Genomic DNA, 16,531 nt, shown 5'->3' on the forward strand with positions numbered 1-16,531 from the left:
TAGATCTAGCTCCCTTTTATATGTCAGATAATTTAAAAATATCTTTTACGCGAATTCCTTTTTCGGTTTGTTGTAAAGTACAGCATTCATTTACAGGATCATGCTCAAAAAACAATATATATTCATTATCGACCGCTTCTTGCCAATAGGATTTTCTTTCTTCCATCGTGACTAAAGGGCGCACATCATAACTCATCACATAGGGAAGGGGAATGTGACCCACTGAAGGCAATAGATCTGCCATATAGAGAATTGTTTTCCCTTTATATTGAATTTGCAGTAACATCATGGCTTCTGTATGTCCGTATGCATAACGAACTTGAATATCATCGGCATACGATTGACCTTCCTGGATGAAATTAAGTTGACCCGATTCTTGAATTGGAAGAATGTTTTCTTTTAGAAAAGAAGCTTTTTCTCTTGGATTAGGATCTATTGTTGCCCAATTCCAATGCTTTTCATTACTCCAAAATTTGGCATTTTTAAAAGATGGAATAAAACGTTCACCTTGCATTTTGATAGCTCCACCACAATGATCAAAGTGAAGATGGGTCAAAAATACATCCGTTATATCGTCCCGATGAAAACCAAATTTAGCTAATGACTTATCTAATGTATCGTCTCCATGCAGATAATAATGACCGAAAAATTTGGCGTCTTGCTTATCACCCAATGCGGTATCGACTAGTGTTAGTCTGTTCCCATCTTCAATTAGCAACAATCTATTGGCCCATGTACAAAGGTTGTTGGCATCAGCAGGATTTGTACGTTGCCACAATGATTTGGGTACTACACCAAACATCGCCCCACCATCCAGTTTAAAGAAACCTGTGTCAATAGTATATAATTTCATCTTAGATTTTCGAATAATACTTATTCCAAAGGTATCAAAATAATAGGTGTGATGTTAATTACCGTAGAAGGTTTTTGCCTTTTGTTCTAAATGGGTTATCAAGTATTCCATATAATCAACTCCATTTAGTTGTCCTGCTGCACTTAAAGCGCCAGGACTAAAAACATTAATCTCCATGATTTTATCTCCAACAATATCTAATCCCACCAGATACATACCATCAGAACGAAGTTTATCGCTTACTTTTTTGACCAAAGTTAAAGTTTCTTCCGTCACAGTAGCAACCTCTGCTGTAGCTCCTTGATGAATATTGCTGCGAATTTCACCTTGTGGTTGTACGCGCTGCAATGCCGCATATTTTCCATCAATAACAATCGGTTCCCCATCTAACAAGAAAAAGCGCATGTCTCCTTTGGTCGCTTCTGGCAAATATTCTTGACCGATAACATAACCATCTCTTGCAATTACTTCTACAGTTTGTTTTAGATTATGTAGTTCATTAGGACTTATCATAAACACATTTTTACCGCCAGATCCTTTTAAAGGTTTTAGAATTATTTTATCATTCTGACTATTCATGAAATCTAAAATATCACTGTAATTGCGTGTTACGACAGTTTTTGGTCGAATTTCTCTCGGGAAATTTTCCAAATACAATTTATTGCTCGCTTGAATCAATTCATCAGGATCATTAATAACTAATCTTCCTAATTTTTTAAGCAATTGTGCAAACTGTAGTCCCATAGATGCTGCCCACGGCCTGTTCAGCATATCCATGACAGGATCAAATCGTAACCACAATATATCCACATCCATCATAGAAATTCTTTCTTTAGGTTGTTTTTTCAATTTTTCTAAAAGTTCTTCATTATCCGATACAGTTACCTCAGGCCCTATTTGACGAACATGGGCATCAATGTGCGTATCATCAACGTAAACAAAATCTGCTAAACCTATATACATAATTATATGACCACGTTTTAGGGCATGTAACGCCATCCATGTTGTCGAAAAATAAGATTCTTCTTTATGCGTTTGATTTATTAGAAATGCTATTTTCATATAATTATTTAATAAGTTTAAATATAGATCCTTCTTTTTTAATCATGTCTAAGCGTGAGGCGTAAGCTTTTGATAAGTAACGCGGGGTGACTGCTGGCTGTCTCAAATATCCTCTCTGTATCAAATCCTGGATAATTGGAATGTAATCTTTTCGGATTTTCCCAATTGTCAAAATATTAATATCATGTCCCTCACGTATATATTCAATAAGCTCTATTAATCCCTGTAAATACACAGCATCTTTGGTCAATCCTCCTCCGCGATATACGCGCATAGCAATCAGAAAAGCTACATCTTCAGTAAAACAGTATTGTTCAACTAACATCGAAAATGTATCGATGAAGGTATTTCCCATCAACATATGTCGCACACAAATTACTCGAGCAGCCAGGATTTTTAATCTTTCATTGTTCAATCCATTGACCATATACTCGGCAAATACAGCTAAACCCTCTTGCAATTTTTCATATCCAGGCACTCCCAAACTAAATAACTGTAGGGATTGTGATTTTCCGTTAAAATAAGTTGCAATATGTGTTCCTACCTCATGCTGTATCAGTGCTTCGGCTCGCTCTTTGGTGATTTTATAATTTGAACTTATATTAAGCACCCCGCGATTTACCATTACACCTGATACATCATTACGAACACGTACGGAGGTATTTAGTTCAGGATGTTGTGATTTTAAATATTCAATTTCTGCCGTCGCCATTTGCGCGAACTGTTGAGCATTGATTTTATCTTCACTTTTGATAGATTTTACATTGTTATTTTCTATGACAGTGATGAGAGCCTCCGCAACATGCATTAATTTGTCACTCACGTTTCCAAAAACTTGTAAACTTCCATGAACAAAATCAGGAGTATTTCTGTCATCCAGCATACTCATCATTTCATCCAATTCTCTTCGTTTATCTCTAAATAAGTATGCTATATTCGGATCGTGAATATCTTCAATAGGTAGATTATATAGATTTCTTTTCACAAGATCTGGATCAATAGGCATTGGCCTATATTGAAATACAGGAGCTTTAGCATATCGATTGTTTTTGAAAGTTTGCCAAGCTTCCTGCACATTCGTAGGTGTAACCAACATTAAGAAATCAAAACGCTGACTTTCCGCTAATAGTGCTTTGTCAATCTCAAAAATATTAGGTGTTATTTCCTTATGAACATTTAATTTGAACTTTGCTGGATTCAAATTAGTGTACAAGCGGAGATATTCGAAAAATGTCCGTGAAAGAGTCTTACTCATAGACTCTCGAAAATGTCTTTCCAATAACGGAAAAATATCTCCAGCGGCATTGATAAATGAATTTTTAACTCCTAATCCAATGAGGTAAATATTATCCTCTTGTAATTGATTAAGTGAAAATAAGGGTTTGTAGTGCGGATTATTCGGTGTTTTTCTTTGTTTAATAATATTTGAGGACAGGTCTGGGGCTTCGAGCTTGATATTTTTATGGATGTATTCCACTAAAGGCAAAGCGACCTTTTGGGCTACGTAGATAGATATATCATCATTATTTGTTGTTTCTGTCCAAATCTCCACAATCAGGCAGCTCCCGAACTCTTCTTTTATTGTAAGTGCAATATCCTTAATCCATTGATCTACCGCATCGGACTCATATTTAAAAATAATGCTGGAAAGCTGCGATTTTGCAAGATCTGAAATCATGCTTTGCTTAGTTTCAGAATATGGAATACGATATAAAAAGAAATAAGGAACTACTTTGTTGAATACTACTTTGCCCACCTGGGGAATCTGTTCATGGAAAGATTCCCTATTGCGGATCGATGTTTTGATATGTTTTAATAATTTTTCTTCCACTCGTGCTTACACTTGAATTTTTTGTAGGTACAAATTCATGGATTGCAAGACATTTTTCAAAAGTTGGTTGTAAACCTCAACTTTTCCTGGATAAACTTTTCCAGTCCACTCATCCATGAAATCTTTACGAAATTCAATTGAGATCACACATCCCAACTCGCCATATTGGTTGATGATGTGTTGAGCAAGATTACCTCCTTTGAATTTTACATTTTCACGCACATCAATTTTTTTATTATCAAGTTTCAATTTTTGGAAAGAAGCACTCATTTCGTCAATTAATCCTCTCCATTTTTCATGGTTGTAATAGGTGCCCAGATTAATTTGAGGATTCGCCTGTTCGTCGACTTCTTCTGAAGTACTTTTTCTTTTTGCATTGTAACTGTGAATATCAAAAATTATAAAATACCCGAATTTTTTAATCGTTGTCGATAAATGTCTTTCAATGATATAATAAATAGATTGATGCTCTCTGTATAATTCTAACAAATAATTAGAGGGAAGGTTTGCCCGAAATACATTTAATCCCCACGCTTGGTCAGGATGTAAATATACTGCATTTTCCAGATCACGGTTCAAATCTAATTGAAACCGTGAGGTGTCCACTATAAATTGATTGATAGGTAAATCTGCAATGGCGGCAGTATAAGGGTCTTCCTCGCGTAAACGCTCCGTATCCGTAAGAGCGATGTAGGGAATCAGTTCTTCGCAGATTTGGTGACCATCATGAATTGCAAATGCCCAAAATGGGCTTTCTTCATTTTTAATTTGATATAGAATTTCTAAAGACATTGGACCGTTAGTTGATTAATTTAAGAACAAACGACCAATGAAAAGGTTTGAAATAATCTGTATTTAAAATTAATTAATTATTTCAAAATGAAAGTTTTACACCAAAATACATATTTCGTGGAGAAGCGGCATTAAAATACCTTCCTCCGAATGCGTTTATATCATTTCCTAAACTGTATATTTGATTTAATAAATTGTCAACTCCCACGAAGAGTTTAAGCGTTGTGGCCAACTTAGAGAGTGGTGTTGTCCAATTTAATTTTGCTTGAACCAAATCATATTTATCCGCAAATACGATATTTGCATCATCTAAAGGAATTTCTGCTGTATGATTATGATATACGTTTAATTGAATCTGTTTGTCAAAATTGAAAATTAAGGAATTTGTAAGCGTCCAATCCGGAACCGAAGTTATTTTATTGTTGGAATAATCATTCGTTCCGTTACTATAGTTTCCAAATCTATAATGATTGTAGGAAAAGGCTGTATTGAACTGGATGGATTTCAGGAAATTATCACTTATATTCCAATATGACCAAAATGATAATTCTACGCCTTTTTGATGCATTTCACCAGCATTTGCATAATATTCTACACCAGCTTCATTCAATCTTCGTACAATACCATTATCCATATTATAGTTATAGATAGCCAAGTCGATTAGCCAACTTTTATTTGTAGGCGTTAATTTATAACCGAGTTCATAATTAATTCCACTTTCTGCTAGCAGGGATAGATTAATCATATTATCAGATGATCGCACTTCTGCTAGTGTAGGTGTGGAGTAGCCCTTGGATACAGACGCCCGAAAAGCCATTTGATTTCCGATTTGATAGGATGTGGCTACGCGAGGCATCCACACATCTTCAAAATCGATATCACCTTTACTGGCAGCATCTTCTGGAAATAGTGTTTCGAAGTGAATACTGTTTTTGTTCAAACCAAGAGAACCTTCCAGCAGCCAGTTTTTAGATAAATTAAGCTGAATACGAGAAAAGAAATTGAGTTGATCATTGTCTAGTAAATCATTAGCCTGCGGATCGCCAACTGTTCCCTTATTATTATCAAAATTGTCAATTTTATTCCAGCCTTTCGTTCCTTCTACGCCAACTTGTATTTGAAAAGGTATTATTGCATTTGATTCTTGATAAGATAAAAATGTTCTTAATCCAATATTCTTTTCTGTTCTGAACTCATAATTCGTAATAAAGGGATTTTCGAAATCCGTATACGAACCAAAAATGCCCAAGAAGTGAGAGAGTTTTTGTGAAATTTGATAGTCGTGTCCTATACCAGTGTAAAAAGTCTTGTTATAAATGGCTGCTTTTTGGTCTGTAGCACTCGAATTTGGTCCTGCGGCAGGTCGTGCGGATTGAGGATTTTCTTCATATTGTGCTAAGGTCAATCCTCCTGGTGTTTGATAGTCTAAATCAGTGTACAATACAAAAACTTTTAAGACGCCTTTCGAATTATAATTTATTTGATGAGCCGTTTGAAATGTTTTCCGATTAAAAGCAGAATTCTCACGGTATCCGTCCGAAGATAACAGCGATTGATTGAACGCAAATTGATATTTATCGGAAACCTTTCTTGTAATCCCTAAATTTTGATTAAACAAACCAAAAGAACCAGCTGTTATCTGTAATGAAATATCATTAGGTGCATTCGTAAGGCCTAATGGCTGAATACGGATCACCCCTCCTGAATTTGCCCCAAAAAGAGAACCATCTGGACCTTTTATTACTTGTACTTGCGAAATAGCTAGCGGATCCAAAATATTAAAATAGGTATTACCTCCTGCATCGGTAAAAAGTAATTCATCTATATAAACTTTTGTATTACGTATTCCGAAGGGAGAGCGAATTAAACTTCCACGCATAGCCAGTCTATAAGAGCCAGGCGAGCGTTCTTCCATACGAATTCCTGGAACACTATTCATAGCCGAAGTAAGTGTAGTGGGACTTTGTGATTGGATAATAGTGGAAGAAACAGTATGCGCGCTACTTGTTAATTCTAGAATAGATTGATTGGTAAAATATTGTTTAACCTCGACGGGTTGCAAACTAATTTGAGATGTAGAAGTGGTATCAGATTGTGCAAATAATCCATTTGAAAAGGAAATGAGTCCTAACAAAAAACAATATTTCATAAATAAATAAGAATTAAAAAGCTTCGTTTAAACCTAAAAATAAACCTCTTTGGCCAAATTTACCAAAGGCGTAATCCACACATAAATTTGTTCGTGTCAGTTTATTAAACAATATACGTAATCCAGCACCTCCAGCAGGCTGCCATTGCCTGAACATTTTACTTCCGATTTCGTCATCGATAGTTTGTAAATTTCCAAATACAACACCACTTAAAAATTGGTTGCGGAGAATAGGAAATCTATATTCTATCTCACCATAAGCATAGGACTTACCACGAAAATAACCATTCGTATAACCTCTTCCAGATCGCGCGTATGGATCTTTTCCTGTTCCAGGTAAATCTAAATATCCTAAATCACCGCCCACGTTATAAGAACCGTAATACCAAAAAGCAAGTACATGATTAGGCCTCATGGTTGATAACTGCCAGTATTTACGAAAGTCAGTAAGCAATTGAAAACCTTCTTGAGAACTTCCCAGCCAGGTTTGGTTAGCTCGTAGTACGATATCAGTGTAAGTTCCTTTGTATGCGCTATTTGGATTATCTCGTGTCATATATTGCACATTGAACATCAATCCATTATTGTTGTTCATGGTAGAACTGTAACCTTTTTGTTGGCTGTAGATTTCTAATGGATTATTTTCATCCGAACCAAGTGTGGTAATATTTCTTTTCAAATCAAAGTATACCCCAGCACCTAAAAATAAGTTTTCTGAAAGCTGGCGATAAATTCGTTCACTCAATCCATAGACGGTATAATTATTTACATATCTTATTCTGTCGGGATTATTCAAAATGTATTCTTCTGGAGAAGGATTTTCCAATGGAACACCGATTCCTAATCCATAATCCAAGCCGACCATTTTGGCAATATGAAGACTTCCTTTGAGATTCCAATTATTTTCTTTGGTATAAGTGTCGTGAAAAAGATAGCCTATAATAATTCCTTTAGTTGTATAATTTAGCGCTGTTGCAAACACAGACATGCTCGTGTTTTCTTTTTCTCCGAAGTGAACACCGCCTACAGCTTTAAGCCCAATCTGGAAACCTATGCTAGGATTATAATTAATATTTGGTAAATATGAAATTGGAGAACGTTTTTTTGCAAAATTTTCTTTACTTTTATTCTTAAACGGATTTATATCCTTTAAAAGATCGACTATATCATAAAGAGAGTCAGTGTGTTGTGAGGTTGATGATTTTGTGTCAGAAGTGTTTTTTAAGGAATCTAAATGATGATGAGTACCATTAATTTGCCCTACTGACGTATTAAAACCAATTAAAAAAAATATAAGTAAGCAGATAAAATATTTAAGTAGATTTTCCAAGTACATTAAATTATAAGCGTTGTGCATGTTTATTCAATCTGTAAAAATAGAATAAACAAATGATAATCACGATTATATAGTTTAATAAAACAATTCAAAATACTAAATTGTTACCTATCTATATTTAGGTAATAAGATATGATAGTAAAACATGAAGATAGTGGTTACAAAGGTGCATTTATTGCGTTGGAAGACGGAGTAAAGATAGGAGAGATGACCTATTCAAAGGCGGGAACAGATAAAATAATAATAGACCACACCGAAGTAGATGAGAATCAAAAAGGTAAGGGCGTAGGAAAAATACTTTTGTCGAAAGCGGTAGATTTCGCTCGAGAAGGTAATATTAAGATAGTTCCGTTATGTCCATTTGCAAAATCGGTATTCGATAAGGACATCGATATTCGTGATGTTAGGGCATAAAATTTATGTAATTTGGGGTTAGTGGAGTTCTTGAAAGAAATTTCAAGAACTCTTTTTATTTTCACCTTCTTACGCTTGAGACAGTTTACGAATCAAATCAATAAAATTGTTTGAGTTCGTTTTGTTCAAAATATTTTTTCTATGCGTATCCACTGTATACTTGCTTGTACAAAGTTTATTTGCAATTTCTGTACTGTTCAATCCTTCTTGTACCAATTTCAAAATTTCAAGCTCTCGCTTTGTTAGTTTATAACAGTTTTCCATATCTAAATAAATGTTACGCGTCTTATCGTATATTCGACGATCATTTATAGGACGCTCCTGATAATCATTTATTCGTTGGTGAATGACTAAAGTCTTGGTTAAATCGCCTGTATTACTAACTTCTAAAGCCTGGCAAGTTTGTTTTATAGTAATATAATTTCCTTCTTTTGTTCTTATTTTATAAGTATAAGAGTAGAGATAATTAAAGTGTTCGTTGAATCTTAATTTGTTCTTAAATAGTAAATCTTTCTCTTCACATTCAAAGAAATAATCTTTGTCATCAGGGTGAATAATCTCAATAAGATCTTCCACGGTAAAAGTTTTCTCGTCGTAGCCAGTTATAGTATTAAATGCAGCATTCATAAATGAAATTACATTTAAATCGCAGTCGAATATAAAATAGTAGCTATCAACTAGGGATTTATTTTCTTGTTCTTTTGTTGTAATAGAATTCTGTTTATGGAATAAATCCTTCCATCTTTCATTTTTAATTTCAATAGACATATTTGGTAGTGTTTGGTACGCAAATATACCTAATGTTAGCGCATTTTGTCCAAATTTGAAATTGATATTTGCTGAATAAAAATAAAATTAACATTAGGTAAATGTAATATTTTGATCATGTATAAAATATTTTATTAGGATATTAGTCTCATTGCTTTTTCATGTTTTTAAATAGTAATTTAGACTCTATAGTATTTTTAAAAATTATTTTACATCGGTTAGAAGTCGCTTTTGTAAAAATTTGCATACAATAGAAATTTGAATATATTCCTTAGATTTGCAGCATGAATAAATCGAGTAAGAAAAGCGTTAAAACTGAGCCGAAAAGACCAGTTGAAGTATATTTCGAAGAATTGGATAAGCAAATTTTAGGATCAAAGCTAGGCTATACCTTTTTTATGACGTTGGCATTTTTTGGAGTTATGGGATTGGTGTGGATGATACCGTTTCCACAGTTAGATTTCTTACAAAAGATGAATGCGCAAACATTTTTAAACTGGGGATCTTTTTATATTGCAATCATTATTTATCTCTATCTCAAATTGGCTCCAACCTTATCCTATGCCATGTTGTTTAGCATTGGAATTATGAGCTTTTTTATCGTACAGTTAGAATATGTAGAAAAAGATGGAGGTCCTGCGGTGTATTTGGTTAGCGCAATCATAGCTTTTGTAGGATTGTTAGGTTTGTGGTTTATGGGCAAAAAAGAAAAAGAATTTTCAGGGAAGATGTTTTGGCAACTTTTAACGCTCGGTCCGATTTGGTTATGGTCAAAAGTTTTTGATAAACTTAAGCTAAAATATTAATCTTTATATAAACATTGTAATCCCGAAAAGCAAAATATTCGGGATTTTTTATATTTTGTGATAAGTAAAACTAGAAAAATAATGAGTTTATATAATTATCCACTTCATTTTAAATTTAAAATCACCACCTTCTCGAACGATTTCGAAGCAACAGATGCTTTAGGAAATACTATTTTTTATGTTCGGGAAAAGATATTGATTTGGAGAGATCAAATGAAAGTGTATAGTGATTCTTCAAAATCAGAATTGCTCTATGAGATCAAGTCTAATAAACTTATTGATTTTCAGCAGACATTTACTATTACCAATCCACAAGGAAATATAATAGGAAAAGTAAGACGCAAAAGCATTCGTTCTTTATGGAAATCAACGTTCAAATTAATGGATACTTACGACAACCATGATCATACTATACAAGAGAAGAATGCCTTCGTAAAACTATGGGATGGGATTTTTGGCGAAATTCCAATTATAGGAATGCTTTCTGGTTATGTCTTTAATCCATCCTATATACTTTCTGCAAACGAAGGGGAAGAGCTTTTTGAGTTAAACAAAGAACCTTCTTTTTTCGGGAGAAAGTTTACCGTACATAAGATCACAGAAAAAGAAGTCAACGAAGAAAGGATGGTATTAAGCTTAGCATTGATGGTATTAAATGAACGAAGTAGGGGATAGCGAATTATATAAATTGTTATTTCGACGATAGGAGTAATCAAAAAATTAGAGGTTAATAATTACGTCATTTCTAATGAAGAAGAACGAAATGAGAAATCTCATCTATTATGACTTCTTTCCGAAACAACGCATCACTGTTATTTACTTTAGTGAAATCTTCATTTCGTGAATAATACTAATTAGCACCTAAAGTGCGACTAGAAGAATATTATTTATGCGAATTAGGGAAGATTATTGGTTATTCCAATTTGTTATAGCTTGCTCTAATGCAGGGTGCGCTTTAATCAATAAGTCTGTCAAATCATCATCATTTAGCTTTTCATTTTGATTCATTAGTATATCCCACATTTTTTTCATCACATCTTTACCACCCAAATCATAAATTTCTGCTGCTAAAACATGGAAACGACACTGATACCAACCATAATTGTCAGGATGTTTTGTGGCAATTTCGTTATAATACTTCTCAAAATCTTCGAGTGTGTTGTATTTTAGTCTTTCCGCAGGAAATGATTGTATCGCAACCTGTGGAAATACAGTGAGATATGGAAGTTGGGCGGGATTTTTCTCGGCAAGATAAGTGTGAAACAAAACATTGCAGAAGGTTTCATTGAGCCAAGTACGTTGTTTGAGCATTCCTGCGGCATGTTGAAAAGCGTGGCCTAGCTCATGTACAGCAAGTAAATCAAAAAAATCGGTAAGCGCTATTTCTCCATTTTTATCTGTGTAAGTTTCTTTCAATATGGTCGCAAGTTCGTTCGGGATTTTATCAATAAAAGGAGCGTTTCTTTCCAAAAGTCGTTATTTTCTGCAGCTACGACTAGTCTTCCATCGGGAAGAAAGTGTGGAATTCCATAAATAGCATTTGGATGAGCATATGTTTTCCAATCCGCAGGAGACAGAACAAATAACGTGTAATCGGCTTTCACGTTAAATTCGCTTTGAAAAAAATGTTCAGCTTTAGCGACATTATCTAAAATCTTAATAGCCCTTTCTTTGGCGTCGGAACTATAATATACTTTTGAATCATCTAGCTGATGAAGGTTCGCATAGGTTTGACCAAATGTTGTGTTGACAAGCATTAAAAGTATTAGGATCGAGAGATGCTGTTTCATAACCGTGAAGTTTTCGTCATTCGTGGCTCATCTACAATTTCAAAGCCATATAATCGCAATTTTTCAGTTAATTCATTAAATAAATTCGAAGGTTTCATTAATAATCTTATTTACTCATTGTTTATAGATTTGAGAAGTTGCTGTAATTCTTCAATCTTATCTTTTGCTCTTTGAATACCTTCATTTGCAATTGATGTTGCTATCTCTTTGTTATCCATAACATTCCATTCGAAACAAGCAGCTTCTAAGTAAGTTTCTAAATTATAATTCTGTACTTTTAGAAAGCTGAGAAATAAGTTTTTAATGTCAGTTAATTCAAATTTTTCATAAATGTTTTTATCATTTGAAAGTTGAAGTAGATTGGCAAATTCAGTACCCAAGGCAACATTGAAACTTGTTTGGTTTAAAAAGTCAACATACGCTGGAATTATGGTATCTACTTGTTCGTAATCATGACCTTTGGACTCCAAAAAGCAGAGAATAATCTCGTTCTGTTTAATAAATTTGTCAATAAGATTTTTCAAACTAATAGGTTTTTAAGTGTAGTAAAACGAATATAGCTATTATAAAAATAAGAAAAATTGACTTAATATAAAGGGGTGATGAGGAAGAGAAAAGGATACTATATTAACTAAAAGAGCGACGAATCGCTCTTTTGGTTATTTTATAATTCGTTTAATCTTATTGGATTTCTTGATGAGCTTATGTAAGCCTTCGTAATCTTCTTTTTCTAGTTTATTGTGCAATTTCTGCAATTGTTTGATATGTTCTTCCAATACTTCCAATACATTTTCACGATTTTGCTTAAAAATAGGAGTCCACATATCAGGAGAAGATTTCGCTAGACGTACCGTAGATTCAAAACCCGAACCCGCCAATTCGAAAATACGTCCTTGTGATTTTTCTTTTTCCAAAACTGTCAAAGCCAAAGCAAATGAAGTTAAGTGCGAGATATGTGACACATAAGCCGTATGCATATCGTGCTCTTCAGCATTCATAAACAAAGATTTCATCTCCAGCGCATCAGTCAACGCATCTGCCAAATCAAATGCATCTTCGTCAGATTTGAATGCTTCTACATAGACCATGTTTTTTTCTTTGAACAAACCTGCTACAGCTGCTTCTGGACCCGAATATTCGGTACCTGCCATTGGATGGGCTGCCACATAGCGTCCACGTTTAGGATGATCCGCTATTTTTTGTAAGATATTAATCTTTGTTGACCCCATGTCAATGATAACTTGGTCCGTGATTTTGTCCAAGATATACGGTGTCAATTGCATAATCGCATCCACCGGAACGGTCAACACAATGATTTTACAAGAAGCAATGGCTTCATCCAAATCTTGAATCTCATCCACCAAACCTAATTGTATAGCTTTCTTTTGGTTGGCTTCATTCTTATCTACGCCAATGATTTTATCAGCGAATTTAGTTTCTTTTAGTCGGATAGCAACAGAACCACCTATCAAACCTATTCCGACAATAGCTACGTTCATATATTGTATTTTACTATTTTCTACCTAAATATTTCTTTAATGCGTGTGATTGCTTTTTCTAGAGTATCTTTATTAGCACATAAACTGATACGGATAAACTTTTCGCCAGCAGAACCAAAAATCCCACCAGGAGTAATGAAAACTTTAGCATCATACAAAATCTTATCACTTAGCTCGTACGAATCCTTATAATTTGAAGGAACTTTTGCCCAAACGAATAAACCTACTTGATTTAAATCATATTGGCAATTCAGTAAATCCATGATTTCAAAAACCTTTTTGCGACGTTGAGCGTATTCTTCGTTCAATTGAGTGTACCAAGATTTATCCAAACTCAAGGCTTTTGCGGCAGCTAATTGCAAAGGCAAAAACATACCCGAGTCCATATTGCTTTTGAACCGCAAAATCTCGCCAATTCGTGTTTCGTTAGCCACAAGCATACCGACACGCCAGCCTGCCATATTCGAAGATTTACTCAACGAATTCAATTCTATCGCTACCTCTTTGGCACCTTCAATAGCCATAATACTTTTTGGCGAGTCATTCAGGATAAAGCTATATGGATTATCGTGACAGATGAGGATATTATATTTTTGACCAAAAGCAATTACCTTTTCAAAGAATTCTTTATTTGCCAATGCTCCGGTAGGCATGTGCGGGTAGTTAATCCACATCATTTTTACTTTAGACAAATTCAATTGTTCCAAAGCCTCAAAATCCACCAACCAATTGTTTTCTTGTGTCAATATATAAGGAACGGGCGTAGCTCCTGTGATACGCACCGCACTCGTATAAGCTGGATAGCCTGGGTTTGGAATCAATACTTCATCGCCTTCTTGCAAATAGGTCATGCAGATGTGTACAATTCCTTCTTTAGAACCTATTAATGGCAAAATCTCTGTATTTGCGTCTAGATTTACCGCGTAATATCGCGCATACCAATCTGCCATGGCTTGACGAAGGGCAGGAGCTCCTTTGTAATTTTGGTAACCATGTGTGTTGCTAAGCGCAGCTTGCTCGCTCAAAACTTTTACTACTTCAGGGTGAGGTGGCAAATCAGGGCTTCCGATTCCCAGATTTATAACCTGATCACCTGCTTTATTCATCTCATCGATTTCTCTTAATTTCTTTGAAAAGTAGTATTCTTCGGTATGTTGTAATCTTTTCGCTACTTGAATTTCCATCAAAATAAATATTTGGTGTTAAATTTATAAAAACTTAATCGGTTTGTTGAACTATTAAAGCATAAAAGTCTATATTTTTTGTATACTTTCATTTTATCACTGCTATGCAACAATTTGAACGTAAATTTCGATGTGCAATTAATTGACCGTCATTTTTACTACTTTTGCTTATTGAGAATTATTGAATGAAAACATATTTTAGATTATTATCCTTTGCAAAGCCTATTGAGAAATATGCTATACCTTATATTATTTGTACATTAATAACTGTTGTTTTCGGGACATTAAACTTAGCCTTATTAGTACCATTATTACAAGTTTTATTTAAAGGCACAGGGGATGTAAACATCAAAGCACCAAGTATTGTAGAGAAACCAGGAAGTTGGTTAGATTTTGGGGATTGGTTTACCTATCATGCTGATAGATTGTATTACGATTTAGGACCTTACGAGGCGTTGAAATATGTCTGTGTAGTAATTATTGTTTCAGTTTTCATTAGTAATTTATTCCGTTACCTTTCGCAGCGTATCATGGAAAACTTACGCATTCATACTTTGTTGAATCTTCGCAAAGCAGTGTTTGATAATGTGATGAATCTGCATGTAGGCTATTTTTCTAATCAACGTAAGGGTGATATTATTTCCAAAATTGCATCAGATGTTCAGGTTGTACAGTTTTCTGTTACAGGAACTTTGCAAGTTGTGTTTAAAGAGCCACTTCAGTTAATTGCTTATGTTGTTGTTTTGTTTTCCTTATCGACAAAACTAACTTTATTCTCCATGTTAGTAATTCCGGTGTCGGCTTTTGTTATTTCAAGAATTGTGAAAAAACTTAAATCACAGGCTAAGGAAGGACAGGAGTCTTATGGCAAAATGATATCAAATTTGGATGAAGCTTTATCTGGTGTCAAAATCATTAAGGCATTCAATGCATCCAATTTTATAAAAAATAGATTTAACAGAGAAAGTGAAAACTATTCGAAGATAATGCGAAGAATGGTTCGCCGTCAGCAAATGGGTTCCCCAGTCTCAGAGCTTTTAGGGGTTGTGATGGTAGCTATTATTTTATTGTACGGTGGTAGTTTGGTATTGAGTGGTGAAGGTGATTTGACTGCTTCACAATTTATCGGTTACATTGCGATATTTTCTCAGGTGATGCGTCCCGCAAAAGCCTTGACAGATTCCTTCTCAAATGTGCATAATGGTATTGCGGCAGGTGAGCGTGTGTTAGAGCTTATCGATGAACAAAATAAAGTGAAAGATGCCCCAAATGCCGAGATGATTTCATCGTTCGAATCAAGTGTGGTATTTGATGAGGTACAATTCTCCTACGGCGAAAAAGAGGTATTAAAGAATATTAATCTTGAGATTAAAAAAGGTCAGACAGTAGCCTTAGTTGGTCCTTCAGGTGGTGGTAAATCTACTTTAGTGGATTTGATTCCGCGTTTTATGGACGTGACGGGAGGAGAGATTCTTTTTGATGGTAAGAATATTAAGACCTTGAATCAAGATTCTTTGCGTGCTTTGATTGGTACGGTAAATCAAGAATCTATTCTGTTTAACGATACTATTTTCAATAATATTGCTTTTGCAAATGTGGATGCAACACAAGAAGAAGTAGAAGCGGCTGCAAAGATTGCAAATGCGCACGAATTTATCTTGCAAACTCCAGAAGGTTATCAAACTAATATTGGTGATCGCGGTGCCAAACTTTCGGGTGGTCAGCGTCAACGTATTTGTATTGCACGTGCCGTATTGAAAAATCCTCCAATTATGTTGTTGGATGAAGCAACTTCGGCTTTAGATACAGAATCCGAAAGATTGGTTCAGGATGCGTTGTACAAGTTAATGGAGAATAGAACTACTGTAGTGATTGCACACCGTTTGAGTACGATTCAGAATGCAGATAAAATTGTGGTTTTGGAAGCAGGAAGAATTGTAGAAGTAGGTTCGCACGCTGAATTAGTTAATCAAAATGGACTATATAAACGATTAATTGACATGCAACAATTTGTTGAAGCTTAATAAAGTGTTTGGCAATAAAATTG

At 34.6% G+C, this 16,531-nt stretch carries 16 protein-coding genes; 4 read left to right on the forward strand and 12 right to left on the reverse strand.

The window, feature by feature from the left end; translation table 11 throughout:
* Positions 1 to 16 precede the first annotated feature (16 nt).
* The 6 genes from G5B32_RS00795 to G5B32_RS00820 form a co-directional block, all read right to left on the reverse strand.
* Complete coding sequence (locus tag G5B32_RS00795) at positions 17 to 853, reverse strand: MBL fold metallo-hydrolase (RefSeq protein ID WP_165289635.1); 837 nt, start codon at positions 851 to 853, stop codon at positions 17 to 19.
* A gap of 54 nt (positions 854 to 907) precedes the next feature.
* On the reverse strand, positions 908 to 1,915 hold the full coding sequence (locus G5B32_RS00800; protein WP_165289636.1) for a glutathione synthase: 1,008 nt from the start codon (positions 1,913 to 1,915) through the stop codon (positions 908 to 910).
* Between the two features lie 4 nt (positions 1,916 to 1,919).
* Positions 1,920 to 3,746, reverse strand: coding sequence for a flavohemoglobin expression-modulating QEGLA motif protein (locus G5B32_RS00805; protein WP_317166061.1), 1,827 nt, complete (start codon positions 3,744 to 3,746; stop codon positions 1,920 to 1,922).
* Positions 3,747 to 3,752: 6 nt separating this feature from the next.
* Positions 3,753 to 4,538: an N-formylglutamate amidohydrolase gene (locus tag G5B32_RS00810; RefSeq protein ID WP_165289637.1), complete on the reverse strand. Its 786-nt coding sequence runs from the start codon at positions 4,536 to 4,538 to the stop codon at positions 3,753 to 3,755.
* Between the two features lie 82 nt (positions 4,539 to 4,620).
* Positions 4,621 to 6,672, reverse strand: coding sequence for a TonB-dependent receptor (locus G5B32_RS00815; protein WP_165289638.1), 2,052 nt, complete (start codon positions 6,670 to 6,672; stop codon positions 4,621 to 4,623).
* Positions 6,673 to 6,700: 28 nt separating this feature from the next.
* Positions 6,701 to 8,044 carry a BamA/TamA family outer membrane protein gene (locus tag G5B32_RS00820; protein WP_165289639.1) on the reverse strand — a complete coding sequence of 448 codons (1,344 nt, stop codon included), beginning with the start codon at positions 8,042 to 8,044 and terminating at the stop codon, positions 6,701 to 6,703.
* Between the two features lie 111 nt (positions 8,045 to 8,155).
* Between G5B32_RS00820 and G5B32_RS00825 the strand changes: the two genes are divergently transcribed.
* The gene (locus tag G5B32_RS00825) at positions 8,156 to 8,437 is read left to right on the forward strand and encodes a GNAT family N-acetyltransferase (protein WP_165289640.1); all 282 of its coding nucleotides are present in this window, start codon (positions 8,156 to 8,158) and stop codon (positions 8,435 to 8,437) included.
* Between the two features lie 69 nt (positions 8,438 to 8,506).
* Here G5B32_RS00825 and G5B32_RS00830 read toward each other — a convergent pair whose 3' ends face one another.
* Positions 8,507 to 9,205 (reverse strand): LuxR C-terminal-related transcriptional regulator, encoded by a 699-nt coding sequence (locus tag G5B32_RS00830; RefSeq protein ID WP_165289641.1) that lies wholly within the window; start codon positions 9,203 to 9,205, stop codon positions 8,507 to 8,509.
* Positions 9,206 to 9,489: 284 nt separating this feature from the next.
* Between G5B32_RS00830 and G5B32_RS00835 the strand changes: the two genes are divergently transcribed.
* Both G5B32_RS00835 and G5B32_RS00840 read left to right on the forward strand, forming a co-directional pair.
* Complete coding sequence (locus tag G5B32_RS00835) at positions 9,490 to 10,011, forward strand: hypothetical protein (protein WP_165289642.1); 522 nt, start codon at positions 9,490 to 9,492, stop codon at positions 10,009 to 10,011.
* Between the two features lie 81 nt (positions 10,012 to 10,092).
* Entirely contained in the window at positions 10,093 to 10,686 is a 594-nt protein-coding gene (locus tag G5B32_RS00840; protein ID WP_165289643.1) for a hypothetical protein, read from the forward strand.
* Positions 10,687 to 10,917: 231 nt separating this feature from the next.
* Here G5B32_RS00840 and G5B32_RS00845 read toward each other — a convergent pair whose 3' ends face one another.
* The 5 genes from G5B32_RS00845 to G5B32_RS00865 all read right to left on the reverse strand — a co-directional run bounded on the left by G5B32_RS00845 (position 10,918) and on the right by G5B32_RS00865 (position 14,484).
* Entirely contained in the window at positions 10,918 to 11,481 is a 564-nt protein-coding gene (locus tag G5B32_RS00845) for a hypothetical protein (RefSeq protein WP_165289644.1), read from the reverse strand.
* Positions 11,424 to 11,801 carry a hypothetical protein gene (locus G5B32_RS00850; protein ID WP_165289645.1) on the reverse strand — a complete coding sequence of 126 codons (378 nt, stop codon included), beginning with the start codon at positions 11,799 to 11,801 and terminating at the stop codon, positions 11,424 to 11,426. Before G5B32_RS00850 ends, G5B32_RS00845 begins: the two co-directional genes overlap by 58 nt.
* Positions 11,802 to 11,911: 110 nt before the next feature.
* Positions 11,912 to 12,325 carry a hypothetical protein gene (locus tag G5B32_RS00855; protein ID WP_165289646.1) on the reverse strand — a complete coding sequence of 138 codons (414 nt, stop codon included), beginning with the start codon at positions 12,323 to 12,325 and terminating at the stop codon, positions 11,912 to 11,914.
* Positions 12,326 to 12,460: 135 nt separating this feature from the next.
* The gene (locus tag G5B32_RS00860; RefSeq protein ID WP_165289647.1) at positions 12,461 to 13,300 is read right to left on the reverse strand and encodes a prephenate dehydrogenase; all 840 of its coding nucleotides are present in this window, start codon (positions 13,298 to 13,300) and stop codon (positions 12,461 to 12,463) included.
* Between the two features lie 20 nt (positions 13,301 to 13,320).
* On the reverse strand, positions 13,321 to 14,484 hold the full coding sequence (locus G5B32_RS00865; protein WP_165289648.1) for a pyridoxal phosphate-dependent aminotransferase: 1,164 nt from the start codon (positions 14,482 to 14,484) through the stop codon (positions 13,321 to 13,323).
* A 185-nt stretch (positions 14,485 to 14,669) separates the two neighbouring features.
* Between G5B32_RS00865 and G5B32_RS00870 the strand changes: the two genes are divergently transcribed.
* The gene (locus tag G5B32_RS00870) at positions 14,670 to 16,508 is read left to right on the forward strand and encodes an ABC transporter ATP-binding protein (protein ID WP_165289649.1); all 1,839 of its coding nucleotides are present in this window, start codon (positions 14,670 to 14,672) and stop codon (positions 16,506 to 16,508) included.
* The last annotated feature ends 23 nt before the right edge of the window (positions 16,509 to 16,531 follow it).

This window comes from Sphingobacterium sp. SGL-16 (assembly GCF_011043515.1).
Taxonomy (GTDB): Bacteria; Bacteroidota; Bacteroidia; order Sphingobacteriales; family Sphingobacteriaceae; genus Sphingobacterium; species Sphingobacterium litopenaei.